This is a genomic window from Paenibacillus sp. LPE1-1-1.1 (assembly GCF_040676435.1).
Taxonomy (GTDB): Bacteria; Bacillota; Bacilli; order Paenibacillales; family Paenibacillaceae; genus Pristimantibacillus.
In genome coordinates this window covers 103,423-122,227 of sequence record NZ_JBEGHY010000034.1, presented here as the reverse complement: position 1 = coordinate 122,227, position 18,805 = coordinate 103,423, and the positions used below count along the sequence as shown (strand labels likewise).

At 48.4% G+C, this 18,805-nt stretch carries 18 protein-coding genes; 5 read left to right on the top strand and 13 right to left on the bottom strand.

Annotated elements, in window-relative coordinates; translation table 11 throughout:
• Positions 1–173: 173 nt before the first annotated feature.
• From MRBLPE1_RS23755 to MRBLPE1_RS23745, 3 genes are all read right to left on the bottom strand, one after another.
• A complete protein-coding gene (locus MRBLPE1_RS23755; RefSeq protein WP_364150013.1) occupies positions 174–1,301 on the bottom strand; it encodes a copper amine oxidase N-terminal domain-containing protein in 1,128 nt (375 codons plus the stop codon).
• 130 nt (positions 1,302–1,431) lie between these two features.
• Entirely contained in the window at positions 1,432–2,565 is a 1,134-nt protein-coding gene (locus MRBLPE1_RS23750) for a bifunctional cystathionine gamma-lyase/homocysteine desulfhydrase (protein WP_364151469.1), read from the bottom strand.
• 1 nt (position 2,566) lies between these two features.
• Positions 2,567–3,490 (bottom strand): PLP-dependent cysteine synthase family protein, encoded by a 924-nt coding sequence (locus tag MRBLPE1_RS23745; protein WP_364150010.1) that lies wholly within the window; start codon positions 3,488–3,490, stop codon positions 2,567–2,569.
• Between the two features lie 269 nt (positions 3,491–3,759).
• On the opposite strand from MRBLPE1_RS23745, the gene MRBLPE1_RS23740 reads away from it, so the two are divergent.
• On the top strand, positions 3,760–5,244 hold the full coding sequence (locus MRBLPE1_RS23740; protein WP_364150007.1) for a DHA2 family efflux MFS transporter permease subunit: 1,485 nt from the start codon (positions 3,760–3,762) through the stop codon (positions 5,242–5,244).
• A gap of 43 nt (positions 5,245–5,287) precedes the next feature.
• On the opposite strand, the gene MRBLPE1_RS23735 is transcribed toward MRBLPE1_RS23740, so the two are convergent.
• From MRBLPE1_RS23735 to MRBLPE1_RS23715, 5 genes are all read right to left on the bottom strand, one after another.
• Positions 5,288–5,962, bottom strand: coding sequence for a methionine ABC transporter permease (locus MRBLPE1_RS23735; RefSeq protein ID WP_364150004.1), 675 nt, complete (start codon positions 5,960–5,962; stop codon positions 5,288–5,290).
• Complete coding sequence (locus tag MRBLPE1_RS23730) at positions 5,952–6,980, bottom strand: methionine ABC transporter ATP-binding protein (RefSeq protein WP_364150001.1); 1,029 nt, start codon at positions 6,978–6,980, stop codon at positions 5,952–5,954. Before MRBLPE1_RS23730 ends, MRBLPE1_RS23735 begins: the two co-directional genes overlap by 11 nt.
• A 73-nt stretch (positions 6,981–7,053) precedes the next feature.
• Positions 7,054–7,878: a MetQ/NlpA family ABC transporter substrate-binding protein gene (locus MRBLPE1_RS23725; protein WP_364149998.1), complete on the bottom strand. Its 825-nt coding sequence runs from the start codon at positions 7,876–7,878 to the stop codon at positions 7,054–7,056.
• A gap of 391 nt (positions 7,879–8,269) precedes the next feature.
• A complete protein-coding gene (gene thrS / locus MRBLPE1_RS23720; protein WP_364149995.1) occupies positions 8,270–10,183 on the bottom strand; it encodes a threonine--tRNA ligase in 1,914 nt (637 codons plus the stop codon).
• Positions 10,184–10,571: 388 nt separating this feature from the next.
• Positions 10,572–11,354 carry an AraC family transcriptional regulator gene (locus MRBLPE1_RS23715; RefSeq protein WP_364149992.1) on the bottom strand — a complete coding sequence of 261 codons (783 nt, stop codon included), beginning with the start codon at positions 11,352–11,354 and terminating at the stop codon, positions 10,572–10,574.
• A gap of 105 nt (positions 11,355–11,459) precedes the next feature.
• Between MRBLPE1_RS23715 and pyk the strand changes: the two genes are divergently transcribed.
• The 3 genes from pyk (at position 11,460) to MRBLPE1_RS23700 (ending at position 13,868) form a co-directional block, all read left to right on the top strand.
• Positions 11,460–12,875 carry a pyruvate kinase gene (pyk, locus tag MRBLPE1_RS23710; RefSeq protein ID WP_364149989.1) on the top strand — a complete coding sequence of 472 codons (1,416 nt, stop codon included), beginning with the start codon at positions 11,460–11,462 and terminating at the stop codon, positions 12,873–12,875.
• A gap of 167 nt (positions 12,876–13,042) precedes the next feature.
• Positions 13,043–13,339 carry a hypothetical protein gene (locus MRBLPE1_RS23705; protein WP_364149986.1) on the top strand — a complete coding sequence of 99 codons (297 nt, stop codon included), beginning with the start codon at positions 13,043–13,045 and terminating at the stop codon, positions 13,337–13,339.
• Between the two features lie 154 nt (positions 13,340–13,493).
• The gene (locus tag MRBLPE1_RS23700; RefSeq protein WP_364149983.1) at positions 13,494–13,868 is read left to right on the top strand and encodes a hypothetical protein; all 375 of its coding nucleotides are present in this window, start codon (positions 13,494–13,496) and stop codon (positions 13,866–13,868) included.
• A gap of 43 nt (positions 13,869–13,911) precedes the next feature.
• Here MRBLPE1_RS23700 and MRBLPE1_RS23695 read toward each other — a convergent pair whose 3' ends face one another.
• The 3 genes from MRBLPE1_RS23695 to MRBLPE1_RS23685 form a co-directional block, all read right to left on the bottom strand.
• Positions 13,912–15,327, bottom strand: a complete 1,416-nt coding sequence (locus MRBLPE1_RS23695) for a DHA2 family efflux MFS transporter permease subunit (protein ID WP_364149981.1) — start codon at positions 15,325–15,327, stop codon at positions 13,912–13,914.
• Between the two features lie 10 nt (positions 15,328–15,337).
• Entirely contained in the window at positions 15,338–15,763 is a 426-nt protein-coding gene (locus tag MRBLPE1_RS23690; protein WP_364149978.1) for a MerR family transcriptional regulator, read from the bottom strand.
• A gap of 254 nt (positions 15,764–16,017) precedes the next feature.
• Positions 16,018–17,004, bottom strand: coding sequence for a cation diffusion facilitator family transporter (locus MRBLPE1_RS23685; protein WP_364149975.1), 987 nt, complete (start codon positions 17,002–17,004; stop codon positions 16,018–16,020).
• Positions 17,005–17,245: 241 nt separating this feature from the next.
• Between MRBLPE1_RS23685 and MRBLPE1_RS23680 the strand changes: the two genes are divergently transcribed.
• Complete coding sequence (locus MRBLPE1_RS23680) at positions 17,246–17,641, top strand: LysM peptidoglycan-binding domain-containing protein (RefSeq protein ID WP_364149972.1); 396 nt, start codon at positions 17,246–17,248, stop codon at positions 17,639–17,641.
• Between the two features lie 229 nt (positions 17,642–17,870).
• Here MRBLPE1_RS23680 and MRBLPE1_RS23675 read toward each other — a convergent pair whose 3' ends face one another.
• Together MRBLPE1_RS23675 and MRBLPE1_RS23670 are read right to left on the bottom strand one after the other, a co-directional pair.
• Positions 17,871–18,179: a hypothetical protein gene (locus MRBLPE1_RS23675; protein ID WP_364149969.1), complete on the bottom strand. Its 309-nt coding sequence runs from the start codon at positions 18,177–18,179 to the stop codon at positions 17,871–17,873.
• Between the two features lie 476 nt (positions 18,180–18,655).
• On the bottom strand, positions 18,656–18,793 hold the full coding sequence (locus MRBLPE1_RS23670; RefSeq protein ID WP_364149966.1) for a hypothetical protein: 138 nt from the start codon (positions 18,791–18,793) through the stop codon (positions 18,656–18,658).
• Positions 18,794–18,805: the final 12 nt, after the last annotated feature.

The window sequence follows — 18,805 nt, the reverse complement described above, 5'->3', positions numbered from 1 at the left end:
ATTCTAGCTTAACTCCTCACAATCCTTCCCATATTTATTAAAAATCGCTTATAATTGCCGAATTCCAGCAATTTTGTATTCAGATTGTCGAGAATACGGTATTTTCCCAACAAAAAAAGCGATGCTTAACGGTACGGAACCATTAAGCATTCGCTTAGCAAGCGATCTTTGCATTATTCTTTCAGCAAAAGCTTGACCTTCATATCATCGAGATAAAAGGTCGTCAGTCCCTCATAGCCGGAGTCACTCCCGACAATGACATAAATCTCGCCTTGCTCGTTGGATTGGAGAGTTGTGCCGTATTGCATCGCTACCGGCTGGAAACCTTTTAGCGAGCTATTCGGCTGTACCATATTTCCGACGATTTTCATATCATCGCTTTCCATTTTCTGGTTTCCCTTATCAATATTCATGCGGTAATACATATGTCCCTCGGTGTCCGATTGCAAGGTTCTAGGCTCTTTGCTTACGAAGCCTGCTTTGATGCTTACCGCTTCGCCAGGCGCGCCGCCCACTCCCATCATCCCGCCGGCTTGGTCCGTATAAAGCTGGAAGGATAAAGATGCTTGGTACATGGTATGCGGTTCGAGACCTTCGATTTTCTTCGTAACGAACATAAACAAGTCGTCGCTGCGATTCACTCCGCTAAGCTTTAAACCGTAGTTTGTTTTGTTTTTTGCGGTAGGCAGCAATTCTCTTGCGAATTTCAAATCATAGATATACGCATTATAGTCTACAGGCAGGTCGGCAAAAGAGCCCTTCCAGCCTTCTTCGCCTTGATCAAACGTATAATGGTAAGATAATCCGGACTCGCTCGTTTGCATCGAAATAATTTTTTTCTTCGCGTCCCAGGCCGTTTCCGCCCCAAGCAGCTGCGCTACGATTTTTGCCGGCACAAAGGTTGTGCCTTTTACAACGGCCACTTTTGCAGGCAGCTTTATATTTTTAACGTAACTGCCAACTACCGCATCGCTGTTGATCGTCAAGCTTACGGTTAATCCGTCGCGGCTTAATGTAATTTTTTTCGTTGCCGCATCCAAATGGATGGCTGCTTGCAAACCCTCGGCCAAAGCCCTTACAGGAACCATAGTGACGCCGTTTGTGACATATGGAGCTGCAGCTAACGTATGCTCTCCGCGATAATCTATCGATTTATTGCTGCCGATTTGAAATTGAAGAGGGGCAGACGGATTACCTGCAGCGCTGTATGAAATTCCTCCCGGAGCTAAGGCGCTTAGAAGCACGGCTGTCGTGAGTGAGGCCACGGCTATTTTTCTGTTCAGCAATTGTTTTAAGGTCATTGGTCTACCATCCTTTTTTTCGTCAGTCATTTTATTATACTCTACTAACGTGACCAGGACGATATAAGTTGCGGACAAAATGATCCTTAATCCAATCTTAACTTGATGAGGGCAATTCGGGTATGCGGTGCTAATTTAAGCTCTGCTCCAAGTCCTCAAGCAGGTCCTCGCTATCCTCAATACCTACCGAAATACGGATTAGTCCATCGGTAATACCGAGTAATGCTCTCCTTTCTTTAGGGATCGAAGCATGCGTCATTCGCGCGGGAACGGAAATCAGGCTTTCTACGGCGCCCAGGCTTTCCGCAAGCGTGAAATATTTCAGCTTGCCGATGACCTCGGATGCCTTCTCCCCGCTCCCCACATCAAACGAAATAATGCCCCCGAATCCTCTTGCCTGCCGTTTGGCCAGTTCATGCTGCGGGTGGTTCGGCAAGCCGGGATAATGAATGCTCTGAATGGTCGGCTGCCCCGATAAATAAGCGACGATCGCCCGCGCATTTTCCTCATGGGCTTCCATTCGCAGACCCAGCGTCTTTAAGCCGCGGATGAGCAGCCAGGAATCCTGCGGAGCAAGCACGCCGCCGATCGCATTTTGCACAAAATGCAGTTCTTCGCCCAGCTTATCGTTTTTCACGACGGCCAGACCCGCAACCACGTCGCTGTGTCCGCCAATGTACTTCGTCGCCGAATGGAGTACGATATCCGCGCCGAGCGCAAGCGGCGTCTGCCAATAGGGCGTACTAAACGTATTATCTACGATAAAGAGCAGCTGCTTGCTTTTGGCCCATACGGCCGCCGCCGCGATATCCGTAACCTTAAGCAGCGGATTCGTCGGCGTTTCTACAAACAGCGCTTTGGTATTGGGCCGGAGTGCCTTTTCCGTTTCCTCCAGGCTCGTCGTATCTGCAAAGGTTGCTTCAATGCCTAGCCGGTTCAGCACCTTCGTGACGATTCGGTACGTTCCCCCGTACACGTCGTCGGTCAAAATAATATGGTCGCCTGCGCTCAGCAACGAAAATACGGCATGGATGGCAGCCATCCCCGAGCTGAATGCAAAACCTCTTGCACCTTCCTCCAAATCGGCAATATACTGCTCCAGTGCATGGCGCGTCGGATTGCCGGTCCTGGAGTATTCGTAGCCTTTATGAACGCCGATATCGTCCTGCTTATAGGTGCTGACCTGATAAATCGGAACGCTGACCGCACCCGTATGCGGATCAAATGGAATGCCTCCATGGATAAGCTTTGTTTTTCGCCTCAGCCTAAGCACCCCCGCTATAAATCTGTTTGCTTAAATACCGTTCGCTGCCATCCGGAAATATGGTCACGATCCGGCTGCCCGGCGCGGCAAGCTCCGCCTCCAGCAACGCCGCATGCAGCGCAGCGCCCGATGAACTGCCGACAAGCATGCCTTCCAGCTGCGCCAGCTCCTTCACCCTTGCAAAAGCATGATCATCCGATATGGTGTGAATGGCATCGAAATACGAGCGATCCATAAATGGCGCCAGCTTCTCCACGCCAATGCCTTCCGTGCGATGGGGTCCTGGCATTCCGCCGCCGAGTATGGAGCCCTCCGGCTCGACAATAACCGTTTTTACAGCCGGATTTTTCTCCTTCAAGTATTGCGCCGTTCCCATAAAGGTACCGCCAGAGCCTGCGCCTGCCACAAATACGTCAATGGCGCCATTCAATTCATGCCACAGCTCCGGCCCCAGCGTTTTATAATAGGTTACCGGGTTAGCCTCATTAGAAAATTGCCTAGGCGAGTAAGAGCCCGGTATTTCCTTCAACAGCTCTTCCGCCTTCTGGACCGCGCCGGTTATCCCCAGCTCCGTTGGCGTATTTACGATTTGCGCGCCGAGTGCCCGCATGAGCTGCTGCTTCTCGGTGCTAAACTTGCTAGGCACGACAAATATGGCGGATATGCCGCGCCCGATTGCCGCAAGGGCGAGTCCAATTCCCGTATTGCCGGCCGTAGCCTCTATAATGGTTCCTCCAGGCGCGAGCTGCCCGGTCGCGAACGCGTGATTCAACAGCTCAATGCCGAGCCGGTCCTTGACGCTCCCGCCCGGATTTTTGTACTCTAGCTTGGCGTAAAGCTTTACGCCTTGCGGAAGGGTATAACCCGTAAGCTCAACCAGGGGTGTATTGCCAATCAGCTCATGAATATTTTTATACACAGCCATCCGCAGTCCCTCCTAAGACATTCCATCTCTTCTCATGCCAGTCGGTATATGGATCTATCCCCTTCATCATATGAAGCTGCTTCGGCATGTGTTTCGTTGTTCTGTGATTATTCCCTCGGTATGGGCATACGTCTCTACTATTAAAAATGTTTGATCGTTTAATACAAATATTCAATAATAACCAATTATTCCTCTATGTTATAATGCCTTTATGCCTTTTTGCGGTTAATGCAACGGGTATTCCATTAAGATTCAAAGGAGGCGTACGCTTGTTAGCCGGACTGGCCGAGAAATTAAATAAGCCCTTTTTTGCTAAATCTTCGTTCTGGCCTGCTCTGGCGACCCTCTTTTTCGGTTCTTTTGTAGGCATGTACCATGTTGTTTCGCTTAACGTATCCTTGCCGGGTTTTATGGGCATTTTTCATACCGATCTTGGGAGGGTGCAGTGGATCGTTACCGGGTTTTCACTTGCATGCGGCGTTATCGCTCCTGCCGCCGGCTATGCGGAAAATCGTTTCGGCGGAAAAAAGGTTTTTTTATCATGCCTGCTTGGGATTACAGTCACTTCCTTGCTTTGCGCGCTGTCTTGGAATATTTATGCGCTCATTGCATTTCGCATCTTGCAGGGCTTGTTCTGCGGACTCATCCAGCCGGTATCCTTAGCCTTTATTTATCGGACCGTCCCAGCTGAAAAGCAGCCGATGGCAGTGAGTATCTGGTCGTTTTCAACCATACTCGGAACGGCGCTCGCTCCTTCCGTAAGCGGCTGGCTGCAGGGCTATAATTGGCATTGGATCTTTCTTGTAACCGTACCGATAGGGATGCTGGCTTTCATCATCGGTATTCGAATCCTTCCATCCAGTCCAGTCAATAAAAATACCAAGTTGGACCGCACGGGACTTGTGCTGGCCGCTGCAGGCAGCCTTTCGCTATTGCTGCTGTTTGGAAACATATACGCATGGGGCTGGCATTCCGCCGCTTTTTGGGTATGCCTGGTCACAGGCCTTGCCTGCGCCGCTCTGTTCGTCATCCATCAGCTGCGCTCGGATTCGCCCCTGCTGCAGCTGCGTCTGTTCCGCAATCCAACGTTTGCGGTAAGCCTGGTCATATCGCTCATTCTCTCCGTTGCGCTGTATTCGGGTATTTATTTCATCCCTCTTTACTTAGCAGAAATTCATGCCCTTAGCTCGTTCCATATCGCTCTTTTGTTTTTGCCGGGGGCGGCATGCCTGACCTGCGCAACCTTCTTCTCGGGTCGCTATTACAATAAGCTCGGGCCCGCTGCGCTTACTATTGCGGGCTGCGTTATTCTCATTGCCACAACCTATCTGTTCAGCCGTTTGCAGCTCAGCACAAGCCTGCTGACGATTATGGTCATCATTGCGATCCGCAATACCGGAACCGGCCTGGCCCTAACTCCCGTTACCAATGCGGGAATGATGGCCATCCCCAAAGAGCTGAGCGGCCATGCCTCTGCGCTCATTAATTGGCTCAGACAAATTTTCAGTTCGATGGCTTTAGGCTTGTTTACCTCTTTGTTCTATGCAAGGCTTGCCGTTCATCAAGCCCGCATCGGTGAGGGGGAGGAGGTTTTTCCAAAGGCTTATACAATGAGCATCAATGATGCCTTTTTCATCTCCTGTGTGTGCATTTTATCCGCATTGCCGCTCGCCTTCCTGCTGCGCAAACGGCAAGCAGGCTCCAAGGAAGCTGACCCGGCCAAACTCAAAAAGACTGTCCCGACAGAAGGGTAAATTCCTGTCGGAACAGTCTCTTTTGATGCCGATATGCGTCTGTTTAATGCTTTCGCAGTTTTTTTGAAACCCAATTCCCGATGGATTGCATCAGCTGCACGAGTAAAATAAGAATAATGACGCATACGTACATGACATCGGGCTCCCAGCGCTGGTACCCGTATCGGATGGCCACATCCCCGAGACCGCCGGCCCCCATGACGCCTGCCATCGCAGTCGCTCCAATCAAGCCGATTGTGGCAATGGTCAGACTGAGCACGATGCCTGGTCTCGCCTCCTTCAGAATGACCTTCCAAATGATTTGCCGCCTTGATGCGCCCATCGCTTGAAAAGCCTCAATGACACCGGGATTCACTTCGAGCAAGGCCGATTCGATCAGTCTCGCAATATAAGGCGCCGTATAGAATACAAGCGGCACGATAGCTCCTTTTACCCCTATTGTCGTATGCACAATCCATTTCGTAATCGGAATAATAGCAATTAATATAATAATAAAAGGGACGGAGCGAAGGATGTTTATGACCGTGTTGAGCAAATGGTACAGCGTAAGGCTGGCGTAGATATGGTTTGGGCGCAGCACGACTAAGCAGATGCCGAGAAATAATCCGATTAAGGTCGAGAAGAACAGTGACCAGCCTACCATGGCTGCCGTTTCTCCCAGAGCCTCCGTATAAAGCACGCGATTTTCAATTAGGCTGTCTAAGAAGCTATCCAGCATGATCAAGCACCTCCACCTGCATGCCGTTTTGAATCATATACGCAATTCCTTGCTGGATGACCCCCGAATTGCCAGGCAGGCAGATAATGAGGAAGCCTAACACGGTGTCTTTTATTTTTGTAATATTCCCGTACAGAATACTTGGCCGCAGCTGGTAGCGCAGCGTTAAGTCCGCTAGAATCGGCTCGCTTACCGTTTCCCCGACGAATGAAATGCGAAGCAGCTGCCCTTCGCCAGCTTGGCGCCCCCCTCTTTCAAGCAGCTCCGGCGGCAAATCGATATCAAACACGCTTTTTGTAAAATTTTTTGTCGTATCCGTGCGCGGATTTGTAAACAGCTCCAGAATGGTGCCTTGCTCCACTATGACGCCATCCTCCATGACGGCGACGCGATCACAGATTTTTTTCACAACATTCATCTCATGGGTAATGAGCACGATCGTAATCCCATACGCACGGTGAATGTCGAGCAGCAGGTTCAATATCGAATCGGTCGTTTGCGGATCTAGCGCCGATGTTGCCTCATCGCATAATAAAATTTCCGGTTCATTGGCAAGCGCTCTTGCAATAGCCACGCGCTGCTTCTGGCCTCCCGACAATTGAGCGGGAAACGCCCCTCTCTTCTCCTCCAGGCCAACGAGCGACAATAACTCATTTACCCTCGCTTCGATTTGTTTTTTTGGAAGGCCTGCCAGCACGAGCGGCGATGCAATATTTTGATAAACGGTACTCGACATCAGCAAATTGAAGTTTTGAAAAATCATGCCGATTTTACGCCGCATCATTCGAAGCTGCTGCTCGTTCAGCGCTGCCAGCTCCGTTCCGTTCACCCTTACCGTACCTGCGGAAGGCCGCTCCAAATAGTTGATGCACCGCAGCAACGAGCTCTTTCCTGCGCCGCTGTAGCCGATAATACCGAATATTTCTCCTTTGCGGATATGAAGATTAGCGTCTTTTACCGCATGGACTTCCTGCTTGCCCTGTTGATACGTTTTGCTTACGTTCTCGATCCAGATCACTCCAAAACCGCCGCCTCTGCTAAAATGTTAAAAAGGTCCCTTCATCTAAGAAGAGACCTAAGCTTTTATCCAGTTACCAAGATGCAACAATATAAGTACCGTATTTTTCTTCCACGAATTTCTTAACCTGATCGGAATGATACGCCTTAATCAGCCGTTGGAACACCGGTTTATCCTTGTCTTCTGTTCTTACCGCGATAATGTTAACCCAAGGAGAATCCTTAGGCTCGATAAAAATAGCGTCCTTTGTCGGCACGAAGCCTGCTTCCACCGCATAATTGGTGTTAATGACCGCCGCCGTCAAATCGCCAAGCGCTTTCGGAATAAACGCCGCGTCGAGCTCCTCGAATTTCAAATTGAGCTTATTTTCCGCGATATCGCGTACGGTCGCTTTGATGCCCACGCCTTCCTTCAGCTTGATAAGGCCTGCATTTTCGAACAGAATTAATGCTCTGGCGCCATTCGTCGGATCATTAGGCAAACCGATAACGTCACCTTCCTTGATTTCGGAAACCTCTTTAATTTTCTCGGAATAGAAGCCGATCGGAAAATTAAGCGTATTGGCGATCTTTACGATATCAAGATTGTTATCCTTCTTGAATTGATCGAGATAGGGCTCATGCTGGAACGCATTGGCGTCTAACTCGCCTTCAGCCAGCACCTTATTGGGCTGTACATAGTCGTTGAATACGACCAGCTCGATTTCAAGGCCATCCTTTGCCGCGACCTCCTGCACTTGCTTCCAGATCTCCTCCTCTACGCCCGCCGATATTCCTACCTTCAGCTTCGCCTTCTCTCCATCTCCTTCTGCTTCAGTGGAGGCTGGTTTGCTGCTGCATGCCGCAAGTGCGGCTGATAATACCAGTGTCAGCACAATCAACACGAATTTTTGCTTCATTTTCATTTCCTCCTGCTTGATGGTTTTTTTACAGCCCATGAACGGTTAAGAACAAAGAAAAGCCCTTACTCTACAGAAAACGGCCTCCTGCGCCGCCGTTCCGTAAAATAAGAGCTTTTAGTCGTCTAATCAGCTCAATAGTATATAATTCCGATGAAATTACTATAGATTAAATTTCAGCATTCTGTCAACGTATTTATTTGTAATTAGAATACTAACGCTTCCATGAATGACCAGCCCACAAGCGTAAACGGCTGACGCCGTCATTGCGGCAAAAGATCGTTTCGCGTTGAAATATAAGCATAGTATAAGAATGAAATTTATACTTTCTTATATTTTAAGAAAGGCTATGTCATGATGAAAATGAACATAGCCTCTTCTTATTATTTGCTTATGACTTTATCGAAATCTCTTCCTTTAACCGCCGTATGATTTCACGGATGGATTCCGAACCAAGGTCTCCCCCGCCCCTTTTCCGGACGGCGGCCGTGCCCGTATTTTTCTCGTTCTCGCCGAGTACCAGCATGTAAGGGACCTTCTCCAATCCGGCTTCGCGAATCTTATAGCCCAGCTTCTCATTCCGCCCATCGACCTGCGCGCGAATGCCTGCTTCGGCCAGCTCTTGCTTTACCTGTAATGCATAGTCGATATACTTCTCCGACACAGGCAGCAGCTTCACCTGGATTGGAGCCAGCCAGAGCGGAAACGCACCCGAGAAATGCTCTGTCAAAATCCCGATAAAGCGGTCAATCGATCCGTAAACCGCGCGGTGGATGACGACGGGACGATGCTTCTGATTGTCCTCGCCGATATAGGACAAATCAAACTTCTCCGGCATTTGAAAGTCCAGCTGAATCGTCCCGCATTGCCAGCTTCGCTTAAGAGCATCGAGAATGTGGAAGTCGATTTTCGGACCATAAAAAGCGCCGTCGCCCTCATTCACGCGATATTGAATATTGCGGCTGTCCAGCACGCTGCGCAGCGAATGCTCCGCCTCATGCCAAAGCTCCTCCGAGCCCATGGAATCCTCCGGCCTTGTCGACAGCTCGATTTTGAACTCGAAGCCAAAAACCTTGTAAATATGGTCAATTAGCGCGATGGCCCGGCTGATCTCCTCTTCGATTTGATCCGGTCTGACGAAGATATGAGCATCGTCCTGGCAGAATGTACGGACACGCATCATCCCGTTCAGTGCCCCCGAATACTCATGCCGGTGCACCTGGCCGAATTCCGACATGCGGATCGGCAGCTCCCTGTAGGAATGCAGGCTGTTTTTGAAAATAAGCATATGCCCTGGACAGTTCATCGGTTTGAGCGCATAAGGCGTATCGTCAACATCCGTGAAATACATGTTGTCTTTGTAGTGGTCCCAGTGTCCCGATTGCTCCCATAACCGCCTGTTCATCATGAAGGGCGTACGTACTTCCTCATAATCCCGCTGCCGCTGAAGCTCGCGGATCAGATTCTCCAGCTCCGTGCGGACAGTCATGCCGTTAGGCAAATAGAACGGCATGCCCGGCGCTTCCTCGGAGAACATGAAGAGCCCAAGCTCTTTGCCGAGCTTGCGGTGATCGCGTTTCTTCGCTTCCTCAAGCAGATGAAGATGCTCCTCCAGCTGCGCTTTCTTCGGAAAAGACGTACCGTATATCCGCTGCAGCATTTTATTGTCGGAATTTCCGCGCCAATAAGCCCCAGCAACATTTTGCAGCTTAAACGCCTTGATGCGTCCAGTGGACGGCAAATGCGGACCTCGGCAAAGATCAACAAACTCCCCTTGCTCATAGAGCGTAATGACCGCTTCCTCCGGCAAATCGCGGATAAGCTCCAGCTTGAGCGGCTCTTCCTGCTGCGCAAAAAACGCAGCCGCTTCCTCGCGGCTCGCTTCGCGGCGCCGAATCGGCAGGTCTTCTTGAATGATTCGGCTCATTTCCGCTTCTATTGCTGCAAGATCGTCAAGGGATAACGGCTTTTCGATATCGATGTCATAATAGAAGCCGTCTTCAATGACCGGGCCGATTCCCAGCTTCACTGCCTTGTTCCCATAAATCCGCTTCACCGCTTGTGCCATGACATGGGCTGTGCTATGCCTGTAAATCTCCAGCCCGTCTGCTCCGTCAAGCGTCACGATCTCCACCTCGCCGTTTGCATGAATCGCCTCGCCCAATCCGACGAGCTTACCGTTCCATTTGCCGGCGACAGCCTTCTTGGCTAGGCCGATACTGAGCGATTGCGCGATTTGCTCCATGGTCGTGCCTCGGGGATACTCCTTCACTGTTCCATCTGGTAATGTTATTGCAATACTCATTATGCAGCCTCCGATCGAATGGATTGAACGCAAAAAAAACACATCTCTCCCACCAAGGGACGAGTGCGTTCAGCTCGTGGTTCCACCCTCATTCGATCTGCTGTTCTATGCTGCTGGCTGACCGCCAGACATTTAGCTCATGCAAGATCCTTATTGAGCATCCGGTAACGGGGATGAAACGGTACGATTTACAACCGCATAATCAAACTGCGGGTTCAACAGCACGGCTGCAAAGGGGTAATTAAACAATCGGTTACTGGGGAGGCTCTCAGCAATCGCCTCTCTCTCTGGACAGCCCGTATTGATAACCATGTCTTTGGTCAAAGCCTATTTCTGGGTAAATTGTAAATCGAACTCGCTAATTAGTCAACCGCAGCCAATCCCCGCTTTAAACCGTTGAAGAACGCTCATGCAAAAAATCCGATGGCGAGCTTCCCGTGCTGCGTTTGAAAATGCGATAAAAATAAGAAACGTCATTGTAGCCCAAATAGTCGGCGATCTCACTGATCATCAGCTGCGATTCCGTCAGCATGTAAACCGCCGTTTTCATCCGTTGATTATGAACATATTCGCTGATGGTTTGATTGGTGACGGCTTTGAACAGCGTTGCCGCGTAATTAGGCGTCGTGTTGATGACATCGCCAAGCTCCTCCTTCGTCACCTTCTCGCGGTAATGCGTCGAAATATACTGCTTCATGCTGTCCACCCGCCGATGCTTCTCGGAGGAAATGATCCCCCGGTCCGACTCTTGATTGATGAAAATCAAAGCTTCCGTCAGCAGTGCTTCCGCCATTAATTCGTAATAGGCCGGCCGCTCCTTATATTGCGTCAAAAGCGCCCGAAGCCGCTCCTGTATGACCTCAAAGCAGCCCAGCCTCCGCCTCAGCGGCTCTTGCAGATGCAGAAGCGGAAGTCCGCACTCTGCTGCGGTTTTTCTAAAGTTGATCACGTACTTTGTGTGCACGACCGTGGGAATGCTTTTGCCATAGAACGGGACATGGCCCGGTATGAGGAGCATATCGCCTTTTTCCAAAATGACCTTCTCCTCGTTCACCCAATATACACATTTCCCATAGGTGACCAGCAAAAGATGAAAGGTGAACTTTCGCCCTTCTCCCTCCTCGTACCAGCCCGCCCCGTTGTCCTGATGCACATCCAAAATTGCCAGCATAATGAACGCCCCTTATCGCTGTACTATTGTACATCTATTGTACTATAGTTCTCATCACGTTTCGACCTTCCGCGTTACAATGAAAAAAACGAGGAGGCCTACAACATGCTAAAAACAAAAATTATTTGTACAATGGGTCCCGCTTGCGACTCCGTTTCGACGATAAAAGAAATGATCCAGGCAGGAATGACCGTTGGTAGACTGAATATGGCTCACGGCGAATTAGAAGATCACGTCATGCGAATGAATAATATACGGCAGGCTGCGCGCGAGCTAAACACTTTCGTGCCGATTATGATGGACATTAAAGGCCCTGAGGTGCGGATCGGCAAGCTGAAGGAAGCTTCTTGCGAGCTTGTGATCGGCGAGGAGCTCATTCTAACCACTGAGGATGTACTGGGCGATGCGGCCCGTCTGCCTGTTAACTATAAAGAGCTGCCTTTGGTCGTAAAACCAGGCGACCGAATCCTTATCGACGATGGGCTCGTCGATCTTACGGTGCTGTCCGTAGACGGAGCTGACATCCGTTGTAAAATCATCAGCGGCGGTACGCTGAAGCCGCGCAAAGGCGTTAACCTGCCAGGTATCAAAACGACGCTGCCAGGCGTAACGGAACGCGATGTCGTGCACATCCATTTCGGCATTAAGCATAATGTGGAGATCATTGCCGCTTCCTTCGTGCGCAAAGCGGAGGATATTTTGGAAATCCGCAACATCCTGGAAGAAGCAAACGCGAGCCATGTACAAATCATTTCCAAAATCGAGAATGAAGAGGGCATGCTCAATCTCGATGCGATTATCGAGGCGTCCGACGGCATCATGGTCGCGCGCGGCGATCTTGGCGTAGAGGTGCCGATTGAGGATGTACCGATGATGCAGCGCGAAATGATCAACAAATGCAACCTTGTAGGCAAGCCGGTTATCGTTGCTACCCATATGCTGGAGTCGATGCAGGTTAACCCGCGTCCAACGAGAGCAGAGGTGAGCGACGTAGCCAATGCCGTTATCCAAGGAGCGGACGTGGTCATGCTCTCCGGCGAGACTGCAGCCGGTAAATATCCGATCGCTTCCGTACAGACCATGGCTTCTATCGCGAAAAAAGCCGAATCCATGATCGATTACAAAGAGCAGTTCGATAAGAGAAGAGCACAGCAAAGCACAAACATTACCGAGGTGATCAGCCAAGGCGTTGTGAGCTCCTCGCTTGAGCTTAATGCCAGAGCGATCCTTACGTCGACGGAAAGCGGCTTTACGGCGCGCATGGTATCCAAATACCGTCCGAAAGCGCCGATTATCGCGATTACCCAGCATGATCATGTGCTGCCGAAAATTTGCTTGCTCTCCGGCGTTATTCCGGTGAAGGGCGATGCCGTTACCACTACCGACGATATGTTCGAATCCGCTACGCGCAATGCGAAGCTGACTGGGCTTATCGACACAGGCGACATTATCGTACTTTCCGCTGGCGTACCGATCGGCCAAGCCGGCGCAACCAACCTGATCAAGGTGACGGTGGTTTAAAAATATACGGAAAAATCACAAAAGCTGCACCGTCCGATGACGGTGCAGCTTTTGTTCGATTTTGCCGGATCTTCAAGAAGCTTTCACAATAGGCATGCTTTTGCATCGCTTTTGGAACATATTATAATAATAACAATCATTCATCTGGAAGTACGGGAGGAATTGCAATGAAAAAGGAACATACGGTCCATTTCAAAATTATTCACGGCACGGAAACGAAGCTGCTGACCGGCCTGATCTATCTGGAAGAGAATACGCAGCCTACCTTTCAGGATTATGAAGCATGCCTGAAGCAGTGCGGGCATGATGTACATATCGAGAATCCTGAGCAATTTATTTTCCGATCCAACGATCCGAATAACGATTACATCATCGACGTGCTTGAAAAATACAAAAAAAACGACAAGGATTTACATGCCGACCACCTGGCTCAAAGCTTCGTAAAAAGAACGCCATTCCTTTAATTGGGCAATAACAGCTGCTAAAGTACCTATTCGCGAATAAGACCTTGGAAATATTTTCTTAATGCATTCACTATGCTATGCTTTCCATAGAATTAATAATATGTAAATGCAGCATGGCGAATGTCATTATGTTCCATGAAAGTTGGTGATTTGCGTGAGTACAGGCGAGAGCATCACATTAGTGGTCGTTATTCTTATTTCCTTGCCTCTTTTCCTGCTCGCCTTCATCGTTATTCGGCAGTCGTTCCAGGATAATCGGGAAATCAAACATATTTTAAAGAACGGTGTACCTTTTGATGCGACCGTAAGCTCTATTCGGCAAACCAACACCGAAATTAACGGTCATCCCGAGGTTTTTATAGGCCTTACGATTCCCAGAGAGCATGCGGAGCCCTATCGCACCATCATTAAGACCGTCATTTTCATGGTCAATATCCATCAGTATCAGCCGGGCCGCAAAGTAAAGGTGAAGGTACTGGAAATGAACGGAAAAATCAAGGTAGCCCTTGAAGGCGCACAGGTATTTTAATCGTGAATACAGACAGAAAGAGCGCCGTGATGGGCGCTCTTTTTTATGGCGTCGCAACTGCTTTCGGTTTGCGAAGCAGCAAGGTGAGCGGTAAAGAAACGATGATAATCATCGTCCCCACATGAAAGACGTCCTGTATGCTAAATGACAATGCAGCCGTCTGGGACACATTCCCCACCGCCAAATGGGCAATCGTCTGCGCCGATAGGATCGAGCTGAACAAGCTGATCGACAGCGCCGAGGTTCCTTGCCTAATCCAATTCATCACCGCCGACGCATGGCCCGAGTTCACGCTCGGAACCGCGGACATCGCCGCATTCGTCACCGGCATATTGCTAAAGCCGATACCCATGTAACGAATCGCAACCCATACCGTGATAAATAAAGCGCTCGTGGCAACGTTCGCATGACTAAGCTCCCATGTCGCTACTCCCATAAGAATCAGTCCGATAAAGATTAAGCGCGAAGGGCCGATTTTGCCATAAAGCCTGCCTGCCGCAAGCGAAACCAGCACCATCGCCAGCGTGCCGGGCAGCATGACGAGACCGGTTGCGAAGCTCGACTCCCCTTTAATATTTTGCATGAAAATCGGAACCAGCAGCGTGCCGGCATAAAGGGATATCGTGATGCAGCAGTTTACGATCAAGCCGTACGTAAACCGCGGAATTTTCAGTACGCGCAAATTGAGCAAGGGATTGCTGACCCGCAGCGTCCTTCTTACAAAATACGCGAGAACAACGATGCCCGCCGCAATCATGCCTAGCGTCTGCCAGCCTGCCCAGCCCCAGCTATGCGCTTCGCTAAAAGCAACCAATAACGCGCTGGTCCCCACGAGAACCGCGCCGAAGCCGATCCAGTCGAGTTTAATGCCGCTGCTTAAACGGTAGTTAGGAATAAATTTGGCGGCTACAATTACAGCGATAATACCAATGGGAACATTCAAAAGGAACAAGGATTTCCAACCGAAAATTTCAGCAAGCCAACCGCCGATAGTCGGACCAAGCGCCGGAGCTAACATGGCCGATACGCTCCAAAAGCTTACAGCGACGGCTTGCCTCGGTTTATCGATCGTTTGATAGATAATCGTCATCGTAGTCGGCATAATAATACCGCTGAAGAAGCCTTGGAGAATACGGAACACGATAAGCGATTCGATGCTCCAAGCAAAGGTACAGAGCACGGAAGTTAAAGTAAAGCCGGCCAGAGCAAAGACATAAAGCCTTTTGTAGCTCCATTTGTCTCCCATAAAACCAATAATCGGGGCAATAATGCCCGTAGCCATCATAAAGCCCGATAACATCCACTGCACGGTATTCAAGCTGGCATGAAAATCATCCATAAAAATAGGCAATGCCACATTGATCGTAGTTGTACTCAACGAGGCCATAAAATTACCGAAAAACACGGCAACCATAACGGTCCAAAATGACGTTGTTGCTGCTTTTTGCGAGGTATCCACTTTTACGCTCCTAATCCTGTAGTTTGTCGAGGGCCATCCTTATACGAGTCTCATATCCGGTCAGCTCTTCTTTGAATTGCTCCATGCGCGAGATTTTCGTGTCGATCATCGCTTTTTCCTTCTGCAAAATCTTAGCCATATCGATCAACTTTGATTTGCGCGCTTCAAGGTCCTCTGTCGTATGGTATTCGCTCTTTTGCTGCTCGATCGCCGTCTGAAACTCCATGTACTGCTGCAGCTCGGCAAGCGAGAAGCCAAGTACCTCTTTCGCCAAAATTATTTTATTAATCTTCGCAATATCGTCCTCCGAATACAGCCGTATGTTGCCCTGCGTTCTTTCAGGCGCAGAAATCAGGCCGATATCCTCATAGTAGCGTATGGCTCGTTTGGTTAAGCCCGTACGTTTCGCTACCTCTTCAATTTTAAGCAAATGCAATTCGCCGCACCTCCGTGATCTAATAAAATAAGCATACTCCGAGTGACAGTTAACGTCAACGTTAACTTTTGTAATTGGAAAAAGAAGAGCTTATACTGCCCTCCTCCAACAACGGACATTTATACGGATCGTAGTTTTACCACTTTACGAAATTTCATGTACGAGACGCATGAAACATATGAGGAGCCTTCTATTTGGTTCTCTTGGGTAAAACTCACTCTAAAAAACCGCCAAAAACTTTGGCGGTTTTGTTGCTAGCGCTTATCTACTGGAACCCAGCTTTTTACCCCGTCATCCTCGATAATGCCTAAAATAGCATCCGTAATATTCGTGTCCCTGAGAAGCGTGTCTCGCATTTTAAACTTAATGTCATCTGCATCTGCAAGCGATAATCCCGCCTTTAGCTCCAGCAACGCTTCTACATGATAATAACGCCCTTCTTGCAAAATACGCATTTGGTAAATATCCGTAACGAGCGGCTCGGAGAAAATGATTCGGGAAACCTTATCTTCGATCTCCTTCGGAGCGGAAACGCCGATAAGACCAATCATGTTGTCGTATCCCACCCGGAAAGCGACACCAACCATTAACAGCCCAATCAGCATCGTTACGACGCCATCCATCTGGTCGAATGCAGTTAAAGAGACAACGATGACCGCAATCATCGCTAGGACCGCACCCGTAACGGCTACGATATCCTCATAAAAGACCAATCGTGTGGCCGGTGCTGAACGGCCTACGTTTTTAAAAGCTGTCGGAAAAAGCTGAAACCCATGCGCTTCGACTTTTGCTTCATGCAAAATTTCTTTCATCGCTTTTATTAAAATAAAACCGTCCACGACCAAGTTCACGATTAATACAGCAATATTAAGCCAAATGCCTTCATTTTCAACGGGATGGCGAAATAAATGCCAACCTTCATGTATGGTTTCATAAGCCATAATGGTAACGACGATAACGGCAATCATGCAAAAAATATTGATAACACGTCCAAATCCGGTTGGAAACCGCGGCGTAGGTCTCTTCTCGGAGAGAATGCTTCCCACAAAAACGAACCCCTGATTGATCGCATCCGCAAATGAATGCATGGCAGAAGCGAACATAGCGCCGCTGCCGCTGAACGCTGCTGCGAATGCTTTGATAGCCGCAATAATCGCGTTGCCTATCATTGCAATTGCGGAAGATTTATTACCCTTCTTGATTAGTGCCAATAGACCTTGTCGCTCTAGTTTAGACTCCATGTGCTCCTCCTGAGGTACAGTTTTTATTGATACCTTACCACCATTAACCAACTTTGATTCACTTCATGCTTCTAAAATACGCTTTTTCTTCTATCCGCCCTTGGTATTTTAAACTTCAAGCCCCGCATTAATAACTTCTCGGCATAACCGAACAAGCCTAAATTATGGAGCAATAGGCACCATTTTTTCTTTCGTTCATAATTTATATAGTCAAATGACCATACACAATTGGAGGTTTATTATGAATCGTGCATTTATTCCCCAAGGCGGACCTGGATTTCGCCGGCCTTTCCGACCGATCCCTCATCCATTTTTTCCACGGCGTTTTTTATTCCCGTTTTTCTTCTTTTCTCCGTTTTTCTTTCCTTTTTTCCGGGAGGATGGCGAAGGAGACCGTAACGACATGTATTATGCCCAGCACCAAACCCAAGCAGGGGATACCATGGAAAAGGTCGCTCATATGTATAACATGCCTCTCCCTATTCTTGAGGAAGCTAACCCACACATAAATCCACAACAAATGCAGCCTGGTTCAACCGTCTATATTCCGCGTATCTCACATATGTACTGCCACAAAACATATATGGAAAATGAAGTAGAAGCACCTAGATACCCTGGGCAGCCATCGCCGTATTAATAAGCATTTTTTAACGGATCCAATAAAAAAGAATCGGCAGTCCGGGACATGAAAATCATGTCCCGGACTGCCGGTTTTATTTTTTCTACCTAAGTTTTTAGTTATTTAAAAGTCTCCATAAACCATTGTCAGTTCATAGGATGCATGCGCCGGATAAAGGCTTCCCTTGCGGGGAGCCTCATTTGTTTATCCATTCAACCAGGACATCTTGTACATGGATAGAAAAAAATTACCCTTCCAACACATCCGCCTCTAATTCACTCGCAACCTCAAACATCTTGGGAATCACGGCTTCATTGGTGCCGGAAACGTAAACATCTCCTTGATAATAGCGGAATGGGATATTCGCATCACCATAGCTCCACATGAAGAAATCTCCCTCAATGGACATGCTGGTCGAGCCTGTCACCGTAAAAACTGATGTATAAGAAAAATCAGGTTGGGAAGCGAAATATCGTTTGCACTCTTCCAAAGATATGGTTTGGACCGAATCTCCATTTTCCTGTAATGCTCTTGTAATTCGATAGCGTTGACTCATTTCATTGCCTCCATATTGTAATTTTGCCGAAAGCTTTTCCGCGGTGTTGAACTATGGCCACCCGTTAGCCTCAACAACGTGCGTTTACTAATTCTTAGCTCATTGCAACCCATTCCTCTCCGTTAGCAAATTACATATGTATCCTAGTATACCATCTATTACATTCATTTTATTATGGTTATACTGTATCCCTTTTCTAAAAATGGAGCAGCTGCATATGACTCATAACGGGGGAAAATGAATGGAAAAGTTACATCTGCTTCTAGCATTGATTATCTTCATAACCTGGCTTTATTCACCAAGCATAATGGTGAAAGCAAAGGATTTGTATCAAGGGAATTAAATGAGAATAATCGCCGTGAAGTTATTCTTGAGCTAACTGAAAAAGGAACGAATACAATTCGAAGAGTACGTGACCAGTCGGTACAATTTTATAACGAGATCCTTGTAACGGTGATTACGTCTTTCTATTCCATTTACCGGTTGTTTAATTCCTCTGTTAAATGCGCAATTGCTTCTTCCGATTTTTCCAGTGTTGTTACCTTTTCTGTACTGCCAACGACTTTCCCGTAACGTTGAGTAAATACGCCTGGTCCAGGACCAATATCTAACACTGAATTAATTCA